This window comes from Bradyrhizobium sp. P5_C11_2, assembly GCF_054049755.1.
This window is the reverse complement of record NZ_JBFULT010000120.1, coordinates 1-14,909: the sequence shown is the minus strand read 5'-3', so window position 1 is coordinate 14,909 and position 14,909 is coordinate 1. Positions and strand designations below refer to the sequence as shown.

Sequence of the window (14,909 nt, the reverse complement as noted above, 5' to 3'; positions counted from 1 at the left end):
GACTACGGCGACACCGTCGGAAAAATTCAACGAAATCAAGCGGCTAGCGCCAGGTCGTAGGCATCCTGGATGTCGGCGACGATCTCGGAGGCTTCCCAGACCGCGCGCGGCTCGACCGATTGCAGCGTCACCGTCCAGTTGCCGCCCCGGCGGGTGCGCGGGACGCTGACGATGTCGAAGCGCACATTGCGGCACAGCGGATGGCGGGCCAGCGCATGGGCCACGCGGACGCGGATTTCGTCCAGCGAAGCTGCCGTTTTGGAGTTGAGAAAATCGAAGTCCATCGCCTGTCCCTCTCGGTCCTGATTGGCGGCCGTGAGGGGGATTCTTGGCGGGCGATGGTTAATCCGCCGTTAAGTGCGGCGGGGCGGAGGCATGCGGGATTAACTGCGGCGGTGTGCGTTTCGGGCTCACGCGGTCGCAGGCACGGCCGGCGCCGGCAGCCGCAACGGGCGGCGGAAGATTGCCCGCAGGCGAACAATGTTGGTCGCGGTGGTGGTTGTGCCAGAGCACCCGCGTCGCGCGAAAAGCCGGCGCATGTCAGCGGTTCCAGCCCGGGGTTCTACGGGGTCGTTGTGACTCCGAAACAACAACGCGCCACGGAGTGCACGGGCCCGTTGCCCGCGCAATTGCGGGCGAATCCACGAATCAACTAGACCGCTGATGGGGCTGGGAAGCGGAGTGTCAGATGAGAGTCGCTTCCTTGGAAAGTGCGTTGGCTGCGATCACGTTGATCACGGCTATTATAGTCCTGCTGTGGGAGATCAAGATCGTCTACGGCAGTTGAACTGGCAGGACGCTGGCGTCGAACAAGAGGCCTCCGGACAAGAAGAGGTTCGCGACCAGGGCATCCCTTCCGCGGCGGCGGAAGTCTGCCATTCAAGTAGCTCTTGCAAGTAGCTCCTGGAGTGACCGCGCTGTAAGCCGTCACGCTCACCGCTTCTCGATCACGAGACTCTGCACCGCCCGACCGAAATAGCCTTGCCTGTCCGCAAGCCGCGACATCGCGAGCCCGGTGCCGTCGGGCCCGATCCAGGATTCGCCGTCGAGCAGGATCCACTCGCCGACCGGCTGGCGCGACAAGCTCACGGTGAGGTCGGCGTTGATGTAGGTCCAGGCGCGGAAGTCGAGCGTCGAGGCAGTGCCGTTGGAGAAATCGGCAGCGACCACCGCGCGCATCGCCTGCGAGATCGTTTCGCCCTCGATCAGGGGATGGTCGACGCGAAACCAGACCGCACCGGCGCCGGCCTGGCCGAAGCGGCCGCGCGCGGCACGCATCGAGACGAAGCGCACGAACGGGCTGGTGGCGGCGTGCCCGTCCTCGACAAGGGAGTCCTCGGGAGCAGGCAAGTCGACCGGCAGTTGCTTGACGTCGTCGGGCAGCGTCAGCGCCTGGCGCTTGATCTTGAGCACGGTCGCGCCGACGACCTGGACGCCGTCGGCCAGAAGCTTCACTTCGCAAAGCTGGATCTTGCGGCCCTCGCGCAAGACCTCGGTGGCGATGGTGAGCGGCGCCACCGGCACCGGGCGCATCAGGTCAATGGTGACGCGGGCGATATCCATCGCGACCGGCGTCGGAATGCGTTCGGCCGCCCACGTCACCAGCGACGCCGGCGCGGAGCCGTGCTGCATGCGCCGGTCCCACGGACCCGCGGCATCCGGGCTGGTGACGACGCTGTTGCCGTCGACGCGGTAGATGGCGGTCATCGTTTCTCCGTGGTGCACATTCGGAGTTCAGCAAAAGGTGTCGTCCCGGCGAAGGCCGGGACCCATACCCACAGGGCGTAGTGTGGCGCGAGATAGGTAGCCACGAGTCTTCGCAGAATTACGTCCGGTGGCTATGGGTCCCGGCCTACGCCGGGACGACGCTGAGATATGGCGCGCCAAACGGACATCACAGCGGCGGATCGATCGCCTCGTCGTATTCCTTCTTGAAGCGCGCGATCAGCTCGGCTGCGGGCATGACCTTCTCCACGCTGCCGATGCCCTGCCCTGAGCCCCAGATCTCCTTCCAGGCCTTCGGCTTGGCGCGCTCGCCGGAGGCGTCGGTGCCGAAATTCATCTTGGAGGGATCCGACGTCGGCAGGTTTTCCGGATCCATGCCGGCGGCGAGGATCGACGGCTTCAGATAGTTGCCGTGCACGCCGGTGAAAAGATTGGAATAGACGATGTCGTCGGCCGTCGCGCCCGCGATCATCTCCTTGTACTTCTCGACCGCATTGGCTTCCTTGGTGGCGATGAAGGCGGAGCCGATATAGGCGAAGTCGGCGCCGAGTACGCGTGCGGCGCGGATCGCCTTGCCGTTGCCGATCGCACCCGACAGCGCGATCGGGCCGTCAAACCACTTTCGCGTTTCCGCGACGAAAGCCAGCGGCGAGATCGTGCCGGCATGGCCGCCGGCGCCGGCCGCGACCAGGATGAGGCCGTCGGCGCCCTTCTCGATCGCCTTGTGCGCGAATTTCTGGTTGATCACGTCGTGGAAGACGATGCCGCCCCAGCCGTGCACGGCCTGATTGAGCTCCTCGCGTGCGCCGAGCGAGGAGATGATCATCGGCACCTTGTACTTGGCGCAGAGCTGCATGTCGTGGTCGAGCCGGTTGTTCGACTTGTGCACGATCTGGTTGACCGCGAACGGCGCCGACGGCTTGTCGGGATGCGCGCGGTCATAGGCCGCGAGCTCTTCGGTGATCCGCGCCAGCCACTCGTCGAGCAGCTCCGGCGGACGCGCGTTCAGCGACGGAAACGAGCCGACCACCCCCGCCTTGCACTGCGCGATCACGAGATCGGGCACCGAGATGATGAAGAGCGGCGAGCCGATCACCGGGATCGACAGGCGCCCCTTGAACAAGGCAGGCATGGACATCGCGAAACGATCCTTTGTTGGCAGGCCAATCGAAAGCTTTGGAGCCATACCAACAAGGCAATCTTTCCACTGTCAAGTATTGCGTTTTGACGCCGGGGCGGATGCGGCTACCGCAATTCCAACGCGCGGAATTCCTCTTCCGTCATTCCGGGGCGACGCGCAGCGTCGAGCCCGGAATCCATCGGGCCTCAGCGTGAATGGCAAAATGGATTCCGGGTTCGCGCTTCGCGCGCCCCGGAATGACGGGAGGAGAGACCGAGTTTACGCAATCAGATCCGGATTGATCAGCCGCTCGAACGAGAACATCTCGTCCCACTTCTCCTGCGTGAGCAATTTCCGCTCGACCACAACGATCTGGTGCAGCGACTTGCCGCTCTTGTAGCCCTCGCGGGCGATCTCGGCGCATTGCTTGTAGCCGAGCAGCGGCTTCAGCACCGTGACGATACCAAGAGAATTCAGCACCATGTTGCGGGTGTGCTCTTCGTTGGCGGTGATGCCGACGACGCAGTTCTCGCGCAGGCTGTTGACCGCACGCTCCATGGTGCGGATCGAGAAGAACAGCGCGAATGAGATCACCGGCTCCATCACGTTGAGCTGGAGCTGGCCGGCAGAGGCCGCCAGCGTCACCGTGGTGTCGAGCCCGATGACCAGGAAGCTGGTCTGGTTGACGACCTCGGGGATGACCGGATTGACCTTGCCCGGCATGATCGAGGAGCCCGGCTGGAGCTGCGGCAGGTTGATCTCGTTGAAGCCGGCGCGCGGGCCGGAGGCGAGCAGGCGGATGTCGTTGCAGATTTTTGTCAGCTTGCTCGCGGTGCGCTTCAGCACGCCGGAGAGCTGCACATAGGCGCCGGTATCGGAGGTCGCCTCCACGAGGTCGCCGGCGAGGACAAAATCGACACCGGTGAGCGCGCTCAAATGCCGGACCGCGAGCTTGGGATAGCCGTGCGCCGCGGTGACGGAGGTGCCGATCGCGGTCGCGCCGAGATTGATCTCGCGCAGCAGCGCGCGGGCTTCCGAGATGCGGTCGACCTCCTCGCCGATCGTGGTGCCCCAGCCGCGGAATTCGGCCCCCAGCGACATCGGCACGGCGTCCTGCAAATGGGTGCGGCCCATCTTCAGCACGCGCTCGAACTCCCGGCCCTTGGCGAAGAACGCCTCCTGGAGCTGCCGCAGCGCGGTCATGTAGCTCTCGAGCCGCAGGATCAGCGCCAGCCGGAACGCGGTCGGATAGGTGTCGTTGGTCGACTGGCCGTAGTTCACGTGATCGTTGGGGCTGACATGCTGGTAATCGCCCTTCTTGAAGCCAAGCGATTCCAGCGCGAGATTGGCGATCACCTCGTTGGCATTCATGTTGGTGGAGGTGCCGGCGCCGCCCTGGATGAAGTCGGTGACGAACTGATCCATCATGTCGCCGGCGATGACGCGATCGCAGCCGAGGATGATCGCGTCGGCGACCTTGGCGTCGACCGCACYGAGGTCGCGATTGGCCATGGCGGCGGCCTTCTTGACGTAACCGAGCGCCTTCACGAAGTAAGGCTCCTGGTTCATCGGAATGCCGGTGATGTGGAAGTTCTCCTTCCCGCGGATGGTCTGGACGCCGTAGTAGATGTCGTCGGCGATCTCACGCTGTCCGAGGAAGTCCTGCTCCGTGCGGCTCATGGGCACTCCTTGTTGCTCGCGCGCAGGTCATCGCATCAGTTCTGGCACAGCGCGCTGGTGACGAACGTATCGGTGCGGCAGTCGTCGGGCTTGCGGGCCCGGCCCGGGATCAGCACCTTGGCCGAGCATTTTTCGGCGGAGTCGGCGTTCAGGCTCTTGCCTTCCCTGTAGCCCTTGCTCTGGCAGAGCTGGTCGGCGGCCTGCTTGCAGTCCGGTGCGCCGTTTTGCGAGGCCGGGCAAGCGACGCGGCCCGAGATCATGGTGGATGGCTTCGCCAGGCGCGACAGGTCGTTCATGGTCTCGCTCGGGCTTTTGATCGGCGGCAGGATCGAGGGCAGCTTGTCGAACAGCTTGCCCATTTCGTTGATCAGCCCGGGATTCTCCTCGCGCGCGGGCGGCGCCTGTGGAGCGGGTGTCGATGGCGACGGCGCGGCCTGCGGGCCCTGCTCCTGCAGGCCGAGCGCCGGCGGCGTGGATTGCGGCCATCCGGACCCGCCGGCGCCGAGCAAGAGCAACAGTGCTGCTGAAGTCAGCGTCCCCAGCCGCAGGGCCGGATTGCCGGATCGAACCATCATGACGGCAACCGTAGCCGAAGCCGGCGCGGAGGCAAAGCGAGCGTTACTGATAGAACATGATCTCCGTGCAAACGCGTTCCGCGTTTGTCGCGATGGATGCTAGATCAGCTTGATCGCGACCACGAAGCCGAGCACCAGCACCGCGGCGCCGATCGCCACCCACAATCCGAGATGCTTCTCGATCCTGACCCGGATCCAGTCGCCATAGCGGTTGAGCAGGATCGCCACGATAAAGAAACGTCCGCCGCGCGCCACGATCGAGCACAGGATGAACAGCCCGATATTGTAGCCGGCAAAGCCGGACGTGATGGTGACGAGCTTGTAGGGGATCGGCGTCAGGCCCTTGAGCAGGATGATCACCGCGCCCCATTCGGCATAGGAGGCGCGGAAGGCCTCGACCTTGTCGCCGAGGCCATAGACCTGGATCAGCCAATGGCCGACCGAGTCGAACAGCAGCGCGCCGATGGCGTAGCCCAGGAGACCGCCCACCACCGAGGTCGCGGTGCAGACCGCGGCGTAGAGCCAGGCGCGCTGCGGGCGCGCCAGTGACATCGGAATCAGCATCACGTCCGGAGGGACGGGAAAGAAGGAGCTTTCTGCGAAAGCCACGGCACCCATGATCCAGAGCGCGTAGGGCTTGTGGGCGGCGTCGATGCACCAGTCGTAGATACGTTTCAGCATGGCGCCGCGATGAAGCACCATGGGACGGATTTGTCCATCGCGAGTTTTGGGCGAATTGTGACGTTTTAAAAGCATGATCCGGCCCCGAAGGGCTGCGTTGGCGCAAACTGTGCCGCGGTTTTCCCTCGCGACAAACGCGGAACGCGTTCGCGCGGAGGTCATGCTCAGACAATCACCAGAAGCGCGATGACGATTTTTCCCGATCCCATCGCGCTTTAATGGCGCTTGCGCGCCACGCGCCCCTCGAGCGCGACAATTGGCCGCCGGGCGGCAACGCGCGGTGACGCGACTTTAGGCAGCTTCATCGGCGATTTCGGCAGTTTCTCGGCAATGCCGAGCATGTCTTCACGCCGTGCCATCTCGCGCCAGACATCCTCGGGGCGGACGCCGGCCGAGGCCCAGAGCACGGTGAGATTATAGAGCAGATCGGCGCTCTCCCGGATCACGGCCTCGCTATCGCCGTTGACCGCGTCGATCACGACTTCGATGGCCTCTTCGGCCAGCTTCTTCGCCATTTTGGAGGGGCCGCGCTGAAACAGCCGGGCCGTGCGCGATGTAGCCGGATCAAGGTCTCTGGCCGCGAGCACAGCCAGATATAGCCGCTCAAGCGAATCACTCATGGTACTCAAAACTACTCTAAACCAATGGCGAGCGCGTTAACGCCCGACGATAAAAGCAAATAACAGGCCGGCGCGGCAACCGCGGCGGCCTGTTGTGGTCAACCCTTGGTAGCCAAAGCTAGTAGCAGTTCGTGTAGTAGCCCTGGCCACAGAGCTCGGACGGAGCGGTGCCGCCGTAGCGCTGGTACTGATAGTTCGGACCCGGACCGTAATAGGGGCCGCCGCCGTAGTAGGTCGGGCCGCTGTAATAGACGGGACCGCCGCCATAATAGCCCGGACCGTAGTCATAGGCGTAGGCGTCGCGGGTTGCAGCGATCGCAAGCCCGGTGCCGATGATGCCGGCAAAGGCTGCGGCAGCCGCCGCGCCGCCGCCACCACCATGCCAGTGGCGGCCTCCCGCGTATGAGGCGGTCGGGGCCATTGCGGTCAGCGCCAGCACCGCAGCGGTAGCAAGGACGGCCTTGCGGCCGGCGAATTTCGCAAATCGGTCAAACATGTCTCGGACCCTCCTTGGGACCTCCAATGGTGCCTGTGGACAGGCTCATGTCTTTCAAACACCCGCGGCCCATGTTGGGTTCCTCAACCCCAACACAAGATGAACAGGGTTGCGTGATCATGACGCAACCGCCGCTCATCCGCCGTTCATGTTGGCGCGGACAGACTGGCCGCCTGCCGGCGCTGCGAGCGTCACGAAACCACAACAATGCGGGACCGGCGCGACTGATGTCTGGATTCAAGACGATCGCCTTGCGCTGCGTGCTGGCTCTTTCGATCTCGCTTGCCGCGCTGACAGCCCGCGCCGTCGATGCGGCGGAGACCGCTGCGCCCTCCGTTGCGATCCATTTCACCTTCGATCGCCCGGTCGACGCAAGCATGGCGCCGTTTTTCGTCGCCGCGAAGGACGGCAGCTACGCCGCCGAGCGTCTCAACGTGTCCTTCAACAATGCGGCCGGATCGCCGGAGGCACTCGCACGCGTCGCCAAAGGCGACAGCGAACTCGCGCTCGTCGACATCAACGAGCTGATCCGTTTTCGCGACAAGGCCGATGCAGCGCCGGTCAAGGCGGTGTTCGTGCTGTTCAACCGCGCGCCGTATGCGATCGTCGCACGCAGGAGCCGCGGCGTTCATCTCCTGCCCGATCTCGACGGCAAGACCGTCGGCGTTGCCGACGGCGATCTGTCGATGCGGCTGTGGCCGGCACTGGCGCAGCAGAACGGCATTAACCCCGAGCGTGTGAAATTCCACAAGATGAGCGCGGCGGTGCGCGAGCCGATCCTCTCCGCGGGACAGGTCGATGCGGTCGCCGGCTTCAGCTATCTCTCGGCGGTGAACCTGCGCGACCGCGGCGTGCCCGGAGGCGATCTCGTCGTGCTGCGCTATGCCGACTATGGCTGCGAGGCCTATGGCTTCGCCGTGGTGGCCAATCCCGCGTTCGCCGTGGCGAAGCCGGAGGCGGTGAAGGGATTTGTCCGCGCCCTGATCGCCGGCATCAACGCGACCCTCAAGGAGCCGCCGCGGGCGGCGGACGAGGCCGCAAGCCGCATCGACGATGGCGACCGCGATCTGGAGCTGGAACGCCTGCGCACGGTGCTGATCGACAACATCGTGACCGACGAGGCTCGCCGCAACGGCCTCGGCGGCGTCGATCCGGTCCGCCTGGAGCGCTCGATCGACCAGATCGCGCAGGATTTCAAATTCCGCAAGAAGCCGGTGGCGGGCGATATCTTCGACGACCGGTTCCTGCCGCCTGTCGAAAGCCGGCTGATCAAGTGAGCAAAACTGACAGCTTCCGCTGTATCTCGCGGGCGATCCCAGATTAGAATATGGGCTCACCTCGTTCTATCCGCCCGAGTTCCTCGCCCGCATGTCCATTTTCARCCTCTACACCCGTGTTCTCGAGCTGCTCGGCAAGGAGGCGCGGCTGGGTTGGCTGCTGGCGTTTGCCAATCTCCTGCTTGCCGCCTCGCAATTCGCCGAGCCCGTGCTGTTCGGCCGGATCGTCGACGTGCTCTCCGGCAAGACGGTGGCCGGATCGAGTTCGGCCTGGCCGTACCTCATGGCCTGGGTCGCGTTCGGGCTGTTCACGATCGCCTGCAGCGCGCTTGTCGCGCTGCAAGCCGACCGACTCTCCCACCGCCAGCGCCAGGCGGTGCTGACCGACTATTTCGAGCACATTCTGCAACTGCCGCTGACCTTCCACTCCGGCACCCATTCCGGCCGACTGATGAAGGTGATGCTCAACGGCACCGACGCGCTGTGGCGGCTATGGCTCGGTTTCTTCCGCGAGCATTTTGCCGCGATCCTGTCGGTCGTGGTGCTGCTGCCGCTGTCGCTCTATCTGAACTGGCGGCTGGCGATCCTGCTGTTCGTGCTCTGCATCGTCTTCACCGCGCTCACGACCTTCGTGGTGCGAAGGACCTTCGGCATGCAGATGGCGGTGGAGGAGCACTACAGCGAACTCTCCGCGCGCGCCTCCGACGCGCTCGGCAATGTCGCGCTGGTGCAGAGCTTTGTGCGCGTCGAATCCGAGGTCAAGGGCTTGCGCTCCGTCGCCGACCAGCTGCTCGCGGCGCAGATGCCGGTGCTGTCGTGGTGGGCGCTGGTCACCGTCATCACGCGGGCTTCCACCACCATCACGGTGCTGGCGATCTTCACCTTCGGCATCGCGCTGCACGACCAGGGGCTCACCACCGTCGGCGAGATCGTGATGTTCGTGAGCTTTGCGACGCTTCTGATCCAGAAGCTCGAGCAGGTCGTGAGCTTCATCAACAACGTGTTCATGGAAGCGCCGCGCCTGCGCGAATTCTTCAACGTGCTCGATGCGGTGCCCGCGGTGCACGACCGGCCCGACGCCATCGATGCCGGCCGGCTCTCGGGCCTCGTCGAGTTCAACGATGTCACCTTCTCCTATGACGGCAAGCGGCCGGCGGTCGAGGACCTCTCCTTCACCGCGCTGCCGGGACAGACCATCGCGCTGGTCGGCGCGACCGGCGCCGGAAAATCCACCGCGATCGCGCTCCTGCACCGCGCCTTCGATCCGCAGTCCGGCTTCATCAGGATCGACGGCATGGACGTGCGCGGCGTGACGCTGACGTCGCTGCGGCGGAACATCGGCGTCGTGTTCCAGGAGGCGCTGCTGTTCAACCGCTCGATCGCGGAGAATCTGCGCGTCGGCAGGCCGGACGCGACGGAGGCGGAATTGCGCCTCGCGGCCGAGCGCGCCCAGGCGCTCGAATTCATCGAGCGCAGCGGCGGCTTCGAGACCAATGCGGGCGAGCGCGGCCGCATGCTGTCCGGCGGCGAGCGGCAGCGGCTGTCGATTGCGCGGGCGCTGTTGAAAGACCCGCCGATCCTGATCCTCGACGAGGCGACCAGCGCGCTCGATGCCGTCACCGAGGCCAAGCTGAATGCCGCTCTCGACGAAGTGATGAGGGGCCGCACCACTTTCGTGATCGCCCACCGCCTGTCCACCATCCGCAATGCCACGCGGATACTGGTGTTCGAGAATGGGCGCGTGATCGAAAGCGGAACTTTCGATGAACTCGTGGCCAAAGGCGGCCATTTTGCCGAGCTCGCCAAGGCGCAGTTCATGGTGCAGGAGCACGCACGGGCCAGCGTGACGGCGGCCGAGGCCGCTGCCTCGGCGGTCAAGTCCCGGTAGGACCGTCGAAATTCGGCCTATTTCATCGCTGAATACCGCTCTGAACCCCTGTTCTCGGCGAACGAGCCGGTATAGGTTTGCATCGCCGCAAGCGGCGGCGCCGAATTTCAAACCCGAAACTCAGATCACGAGGACCGCCCGGAACCGGCGGATCTCCCAGGACCGGAATCGGATAGTGCACGTCTTTCGCCCGCTGCTTCGCCACTCCCTGCTGAATCTTTTCGCCGCGGCCATCGCATTGGCTGCGCTGCTTGCGCCGCGCGCGGCAAGCGCCGAGGCGCTGCTGCTGATCGAAGCCGACAGCGGCAAGGTGTTGCAGGCGGATAACGCGACCATTCCCTGGTATCCCGCTTCCGTCACCAAGATCATGACCGCCTATGTGACGCTGAAGGCGGTCAAGGACGGCAGGCTCACGCTCGACACGCTGCTCACGGTGTCGCCGACGGCGGCCTCGCAGTCGCCCTCGAAAATGGGTTTCCGGCCGGGCACCCAGCTCACCGTCGACAACGCGCTGAAGATGATGATGGTCAAGTCGGCGAACGACATGGCCGTGGTGCTCGCCGAAGGCGTCGGCGGCTCGATCGACGGCTTCTCCGCGATGATGAACGACACCGCGAAGAAGCTCGGCATGACGCAGACGAGCTACGTCAATCCCAACGGCCTGCCTGCCGACGGCCAGATCACGTCAGCGCGGGATCTCGGAATTCTGGCACGCTCGTTCCTGCGCGACCTGCCGGAATACGAGTATTTCGTGCACATCCCGGCGATCCGCTTCGGCAAGCGCGTGACCGGGAATTTCAACAAGCTGATCGGCCGCTATCCCGGCGCCGACGGTTTCAAGACCGGCTTCATCTGCGCCTCCGGCTACAACCTCGTGGCGTCCGCCACGCGCAACGGCCGGCGGCTGATCGCGGTGGTGCTCGGCGCGAACTCCGGCACCGCGCGCGCGGTGAAGGCGGCGCAGCTCCTGGAGCGCGGCTTCAGCCAGGACAATCTGTCGTGGCTGCGTCCCTCGCTCGGCACCGTCGAAAACCTCGTGCCGGTCGACGCCTCGCCGCCGAACCTGCGCGAGGACATGTGCGGCGGCCACCGCAAGCGGCCGGCCAGCGACGACGACGACGCGCTGATCGCAACCAATGGCGGCACGGCCGGATCGGCCTCCGCCACCGGCGGCGAAGCCCAGGTGACCTTCTTCACCGCCGGGCTGCAGCCGCCCTTGATGAAGGCCTCCGAGCTGATGGCCTCGGCCGCGGCCTCCGCCGAGCCGGTGCTGGTCTATACCGGCCCGACCCGCACCGGCACCGCCCTGATCGCGGCGGTCRCCGCCGATGCCGACCAGCAGGTGACGGCAAAGCCGCGTGGCAAGAAGTCGCGCGTGGCCAAGAAGCCTGACGCGGCCGACAAGCCCAAGGATGCTGGCAAGGACGCGGGCAAGGACACGAGCAAGGATGCCAAGACGGCGGCGGCGAAGCCGGTTGCCAAGCCCGACACCAAGAGCGCGGTCAAGCCGGCTGGAACCAGGCATGCGGCGGCCAAGCCCGCGGAGAAGCCCGCTGCAAGCAGCGATCAGGCGGCGAAGCCCGCCAAGCCCAAGGCTGCGACCAAGCCCGCCGCCAAGCCGCCCAACAACAGTTAACGGCGCCTCGAGGCGCGACCGCGCCCGCCCTTCGCAACTGCGGCAGCGCGGTTTGCGACGATTCCAGTAGCCACTTCCCGGCCTTTGCCATAATCCTCGGCGGCTTGCCACCTGTTCCGGCAGGTTCGATACTGGCAGCAACGAGGCAAGCCCGAGACACAACGGGCTCTAAAAGAGAGGGGAGTTTCCATGGAGCGCATCTGGCTCAAGCAATATCCGCCCGGCGTGCCTGCTGACATCGAGCCGACCCAATATGCATCGCTGGTCGACCTGCTGGAGGAGAGCTTCGCCAAGTTCGCCGACCGCAAGGCGTTCATCTGCATGGACAAGTCGATCAGCTATCGCGACCTCGATCAGATGTCGCTGGCGCTGGCCGCTTACCTGCAAGGCCGAGGCCTGCAACGCGGCGCCCGCGTCGCGATCATGATGCCGAACGTGCTGCAATATCCGGTAGCGACCGCCGCCGTGCTGCGCGCCGGTTTTGCGGTCGTCAACGTCAACCCGCTCTACACCCCGCGCGAGCTCGAGCATCAGCTCAAGGATTCCGGCGCCGAAGCCGTCATCGTGCTGGAGAATTTCGCCCACACCGTCCAGCAGGTGATCGCCAAGACGGCCGTGAAGCACGTCATCGTCGCCAGCATGGGCGACCTGCTCGGCTTCAAGGGCGTGATCGTCAATCTCGTCGTCCGCCGCGTCAAGAAGATGGTGCCGGCCTGGTCGCTGCCGGGCGCGGTGCCCTTCAACGACGCGCTCTCGGCCGGCCGCGGCATGACGCTCAGCAAGCCGAAGCTGTCGCCCGGCGACGTTGCCTTCCTGCAATATACCGGCGGCACCACCGGCGTCTCCAAGGGCGCCACGCTGCTCCACCGCAACATCGTCGCCAACGTCCTGCAGAACGATGCCTGGCTCCAGCCGGCGCTGGCGCAGCCGCCGCAGATCGACCAGCTCCTGATCGTCTGCGCGCTGCCGCTCTATCACATCTTCGCGCTGACGGCCTGCTACCTGCTCGCGGTGCGCGCCGGCGGCTGCAATCTGCTGATCCCCAATCCGCGCGACATCGCCGGCTTCGTCAAGGAATTGGCGAAGTACCAGGTCAACAGCTTCCCGGCCGTCAACACGCTCTACAACGGGCTGATGCATCATCCCGACTTCAAGAAGCTCGACTTCTCCAAGCTGAAGATCTCCAACGGCGGCGGCATGGCCGTGCAGCGGCCCGTCGCCGAGCAATGGAAGGCGGTGACCGGCTGCTTCATCGCCGAAGGCTACGGCCTGTCTGAGACCTCGCCGACGCTGACCTGCAACCCGGCGACCACGACCGAGTTCTCCGGCTCGATCGGCATTCCCGTGCCCTCGACCTGGATCTCGATCCGCGACGACGACGGCAACGAGGTGCCGCTCGGCCAGCCCGGCGAGATCTGCGCCAAGGGCCCGCAGGTGATGTCGGGCTACTGGAACAGGCCCGAGGAGACCGCCAAGGTGATGACGGCCGACGGCTTCTTCCGCACCGGCGACATCGGCGTGATGGACGAGAAGGGCTACACCAAGATCGTTGACCGCAAGAAGGACATGATCCTGGTCTCCGGCTTCAACGTCTATCCGAACGAGATCGAGGAAGTGATCGCGAGCCATCCGGGCGTGCTCGAATGCGCCGTGATCGGCGTCCCCGACTCCAAGTCTGGCGAGGCGGTGAAGGCTTTCGTGGTGAAGAAGGATCCCAACCTCACCGCCGAGGATGTGATCAAGTTCTGTCACGAACAGCTCACCGGCTACAAGGTGCCCAAGCACATCGAATTCCGCACCGACCTGCCCAAGACCAATGTCGGCAAGATTTTGCGCCGGCAGTTGCGTGACGAGAAGAAGGCGGAGGCGGCCTAGGCACGTCTCAAGGCACGGCTTGGGTTCATGACTGACATCGGCGACATCAGCCCGGCCGGCATTCTCGCCTTCTGGCGCGAGGCCGGCCGCGACGCCTGGTACGAGCGCAACGACGCTTTCGATGCGGAGGTCAGGCGCCGCTTTCTCGCGCTCTGGCAGCAGGCGGCCGCCGGCCGGCTGGCGTCCTGGGAGGAAAGCGACGACGGGGCGCTGGCGCTCGTCATCGTGCTCGACCAGTTTCCGCGCAACATGTTCCGCGGCACGCCCGAGGCCTTTGCCAGCGACGCGCCGGCGCGCGATGTCGCCCGCCGCGCCATCGATCGGGGCGCCGATCGCAGGATCGACCCCGTCCTGCTCGAATTCCTCTATTTGCCCTTCATGCATTCCGAGCACCTGCCGGACCAGTTGCACTGCGTGGCGCTGTTTCAGGACACCGACAATGCCGAGAACCTGAAATACGCCCGGGAGCATGCCGACATCATCCGCCGGTTCGGCCGCTTCCCCCACCGCAACCGCCTCCTCGGCCGCGACACCACGCCGKACGAGCAGGCCTTTCTCGACAATGGCGGCTTTGCCGGCTGATGACATCACGGTGAAAGGCCGCGCGCCTCACCGCTTCTCCCGACGGCAATATTGTGCAGGCCCGCCGCACAGTCTAAAAAGCGGGACCGATTTTCAGGGAGACTGACGATGGCGATCCAGATTGGCGAGAAGCTGCCCGAGGCGAAATTCCGCGTGATGACGGCGGAAGGTCCGCAGGTGAAGACCACCGACGATATCTTCAAGGGCAAGAAGGTGGCGCTGTTCGCGGTGCCCGGCGCCTACACCGGCACCTGCCACAAGATGCATCTGCCGAGCATCTTCCTCAACGCCTACGCCATCAAGGACAAGGGCGTCGACACCATCGCCATCGTCTCCGTCAACGACGCCTTCGTCATGAACGCCTGGAAGCGCGACACCGACCAGCGCGACGAGGCCACCTTCCTCGCCGACGGCAATGCCGATTTCRCCAAGGCGATCGGCATGGAGCTCGACGCCTCCGGCAACGGCCTCGGCATCCGCTCCAAGCGCTACTCGATGCTGGTCGAGGACGGCGTAGTGAAGAAGCTGAACCTCGAGGCGATGCCCGGCAAGGTCGAGGTCTCCGGCGGCGATACGCTGCTGGGGCAGCTGTAAGGCGGCCCGGCGCGCTGCCACACTCTCGGTGTCGTCCCGGCGAAGGCCGGGACCCATAACCACAGGGTGGAATTGTCGCGCGAGCTGGCAACCGCGAGTCTTCGCTAAACCCAATCCTGTGGTTATGGATCCCGGCCTTCGCCGGGATGACGGCGGAGAG

Annotated in this window: 14 protein-coding genes; 6 read left to right on the top strand and 8 right to left on the bottom strand. The window is 65.1% G+C overall.

The genetic code is table 11. The annotated features are described in order from the left end of the window. Window positions 1–35: 35 nt before the first annotated feature. The 8 genes from ACXJL8_RS14390 to ACXJL8_RS14355 all read right to left on the bottom strand — a co-directional run bounded on the left by ACXJL8_RS14390 (window position 36) and on the right by ACXJL8_RS14355 (window position 6,897). Complete coding sequence (locus ACXJL8_RS14390; protein WP_092186600.1) at window positions 36–284, bottom strand: hypothetical protein; 249 nt, start codon at window positions 282–284, stop codon at window positions 36–38. 649 nt (window positions 285–933) lie between these two features. Beyond that, window positions 934–1,707 (bottom strand): thioesterase family protein, encoded by a 774-nt coding sequence (locus tag ACXJL8_RS14385; RefSeq protein WP_456623595.1) that lies wholly within the window; start codon window positions 1,705–1,707, stop codon window positions 934–936. A gap of 187 nt (window positions 1,708–1,894) precedes the next feature. Next, window positions 1,895–2,863, bottom strand: a complete 969-nt coding sequence (locus ACXJL8_RS14380) for an NAD(P)H-dependent flavin oxidoreductase (RefSeq protein ID WP_456623596.1) — start codon at window positions 2,861–2,863, stop codon at window positions 1,895–1,897. A 261-nt stretch (window positions 2,864–3,124) separates the two neighbouring features. Further along, entirely contained in the window at window positions 3,125–4,525 is a 1,401-nt protein-coding gene (locus ACXJL8_RS14375) for an aspartate ammonia-lyase (RefSeq protein ID WP_456685138.1), read from the bottom strand. A gap of 35 nt (window positions 4,526–4,560) precedes the next feature. Beyond that, window positions 4,561–5,100: a hypothetical protein gene (locus ACXJL8_RS14370; protein WP_456623598.1), complete on the bottom strand. Its 540-nt coding sequence runs from the start codon at window positions 5,098–5,100 to the stop codon at window positions 4,561–4,563. A gap of 99 nt (window positions 5,101–5,199) precedes the next feature. Beyond that, the gene (locus tag ACXJL8_RS14365; protein WP_456623599.1) at window positions 5,200–5,802 is read right to left on the bottom strand and encodes a YqaA family protein; all 603 of its coding nucleotides are present in this window, start codon (window positions 5,800–5,802) and stop codon (window positions 5,200–5,202) included. A gap of 194 nt (window positions 5,803–5,996) precedes the next feature. Continuing rightward, window positions 5,997–6,401 carry a phosphoribosyl-ATP diphosphatase gene (gene hisE / locus ACXJL8_RS14360; RefSeq protein ID WP_456623600.1) on the bottom strand — a complete coding sequence of 135 codons (405 nt, stop codon included), beginning with the start codon at window positions 6,399–6,401 and terminating at the stop codon, window positions 5,997–5,999. Between the two features lie 118 nt (window positions 6,402–6,519). Next, the gene (locus ACXJL8_RS14355) at window positions 6,520–6,897 is read right to left on the bottom strand and encodes a hypothetical protein (protein ID WP_456623601.1); all 378 of its coding nucleotides are present in this window, start codon (window positions 6,895–6,897) and stop codon (window positions 6,520–6,522) included. 227 nt (window positions 6,898–7,124) lie between these two features. Here ACXJL8_RS14355 and ACXJL8_RS14350 point away from each other — a divergent pair, with 227 nt between their 5' ends. From ACXJL8_RS14350 to ACXJL8_RS14325, 6 genes are all read left to right on the top strand, one after another. Then, window positions 7,125–8,174 carry an ABC transporter substrate-binding protein gene (locus tag ACXJL8_RS14350; protein ID WP_456623602.1) on the top strand — a complete coding sequence of 350 codons (1,050 nt, stop codon included), beginning with the start codon at window positions 7,125–7,127 and terminating at the stop codon, window positions 8,172–8,174. A gap of 91 nt (window positions 8,175–8,265) precedes the next feature. Beyond that, window positions 8,266–10,062 (top strand): glucan ABC transporter ATP-binding protein/ permease, encoded by a 1,797-nt coding sequence (locus ACXJL8_RS14345; RefSeq protein WP_456685137.1) that lies wholly within the window; start codon window positions 8,266–8,268, stop codon window positions 10,060–10,062. A 175-nt stretch (window positions 10,063–10,237) separates the two neighbouring features. Further along, on the top strand, window positions 10,238–11,698 hold the full coding sequence (locus ACXJL8_RS14340; protein ID WP_456685136.1) for a D-alanyl-D-alanine carboxypeptidase family protein: 1,461 nt from the start codon (window positions 10,238–10,240) through the stop codon (window positions 11,696–11,698). Between the two features lie 189 nt (window positions 11,699–11,887). Further along, window positions 11,888–13,573, top strand: a complete 1,686-nt coding sequence (locus ACXJL8_RS14335) for a long-chain-fatty-acid--CoA ligase (RefSeq protein WP_456623605.1) — start codon at window positions 11,888–11,890, stop codon at window positions 13,571–13,573. 27 nt (window positions 13,574–13,600) lie between these two features. Then, window positions 13,601–14,155, top strand: coding sequence for a DUF924 family protein (locus ACXJL8_RS14330; RefSeq protein WP_456685135.1), 555 nt, complete (start codon window positions 13,601–13,603; stop codon window positions 14,153–14,155). A 108-nt stretch (window positions 14,156–14,263) separates the two neighbouring features. After that, entirely contained in the window at window positions 14,264–14,749 is a 486-nt protein-coding gene (locus ACXJL8_RS14325; RefSeq protein WP_456685134.1) for a redoxin family protein, read from the top strand. Window positions 14,750–14,909: the final 160 nt, after the last annotated feature.

Excerpts from the sequence above, each read along its gene's own strand:
- ACXJL8_RS14390 (WP_092186600.1), bottom strand. The coding sequence starts at position 284 with ATGGACTTCGATTTTCTCAACTCCAAAACGGCAGCTTCGCTGGACGAA.
- ACXJL8_RS14385 (WP_456623595.1), bottom strand. The coding sequence starts at position 1,707 with ATGACCGCCATCTACCGCGTCGACGGCAACAGCGTCGTCACCAGCCCG.
- ACXJL8_RS14380 (WP_456623596.1), bottom strand. The coding sequence starts at position 2,863 with ATGTCCATGCCTGCCTTGTTCAAGGGGCGCCTGTCGATCCCGGTGATC.
- ACXJL8_RS14370 (WP_456623598.1), bottom strand. The coding sequence starts at position 5,100 with ATGATGGTTCGATCCGGCAATCCGGCCCTGCGGCTGGGGACGCTGACT.
- ACXJL8_RS14365 (WP_456623599.1), bottom strand. The coding sequence starts at position 5,802 with ATGGTGCTTCATCGCGGCGCCATGCTGAAACGTATCTACGACTGGTGC.
- hisE (WP_456623600.1), bottom strand. The coding sequence starts at position 6,401 with ATGAGTGATTCGCTTGAGCGGCTATATCTGGCTGTGCTCGCGGCCAGA.
- ACXJL8_RS14355 (WP_456623601.1), bottom strand. The coding sequence starts at position 6,897 with ATGTTTGACCGATTTGCGAAATTCGCCGGCCGCAAGGCCGTCCTTGCT.
- ACXJL8_RS14350 (WP_456623602.1), top strand. The coding sequence starts at position 7,125 with ATGTCTGGATTCAAGACGATCGCCTTGCGCTGCGTGCTGGCTCTTTCG.
- ACXJL8_RS14335 (WP_456623605.1), top strand. The coding sequence starts at position 11,888 with ATGGAGCGCATCTGGCTCAAGCAATATCCGCCCGGCGTGCCTGCTGAC.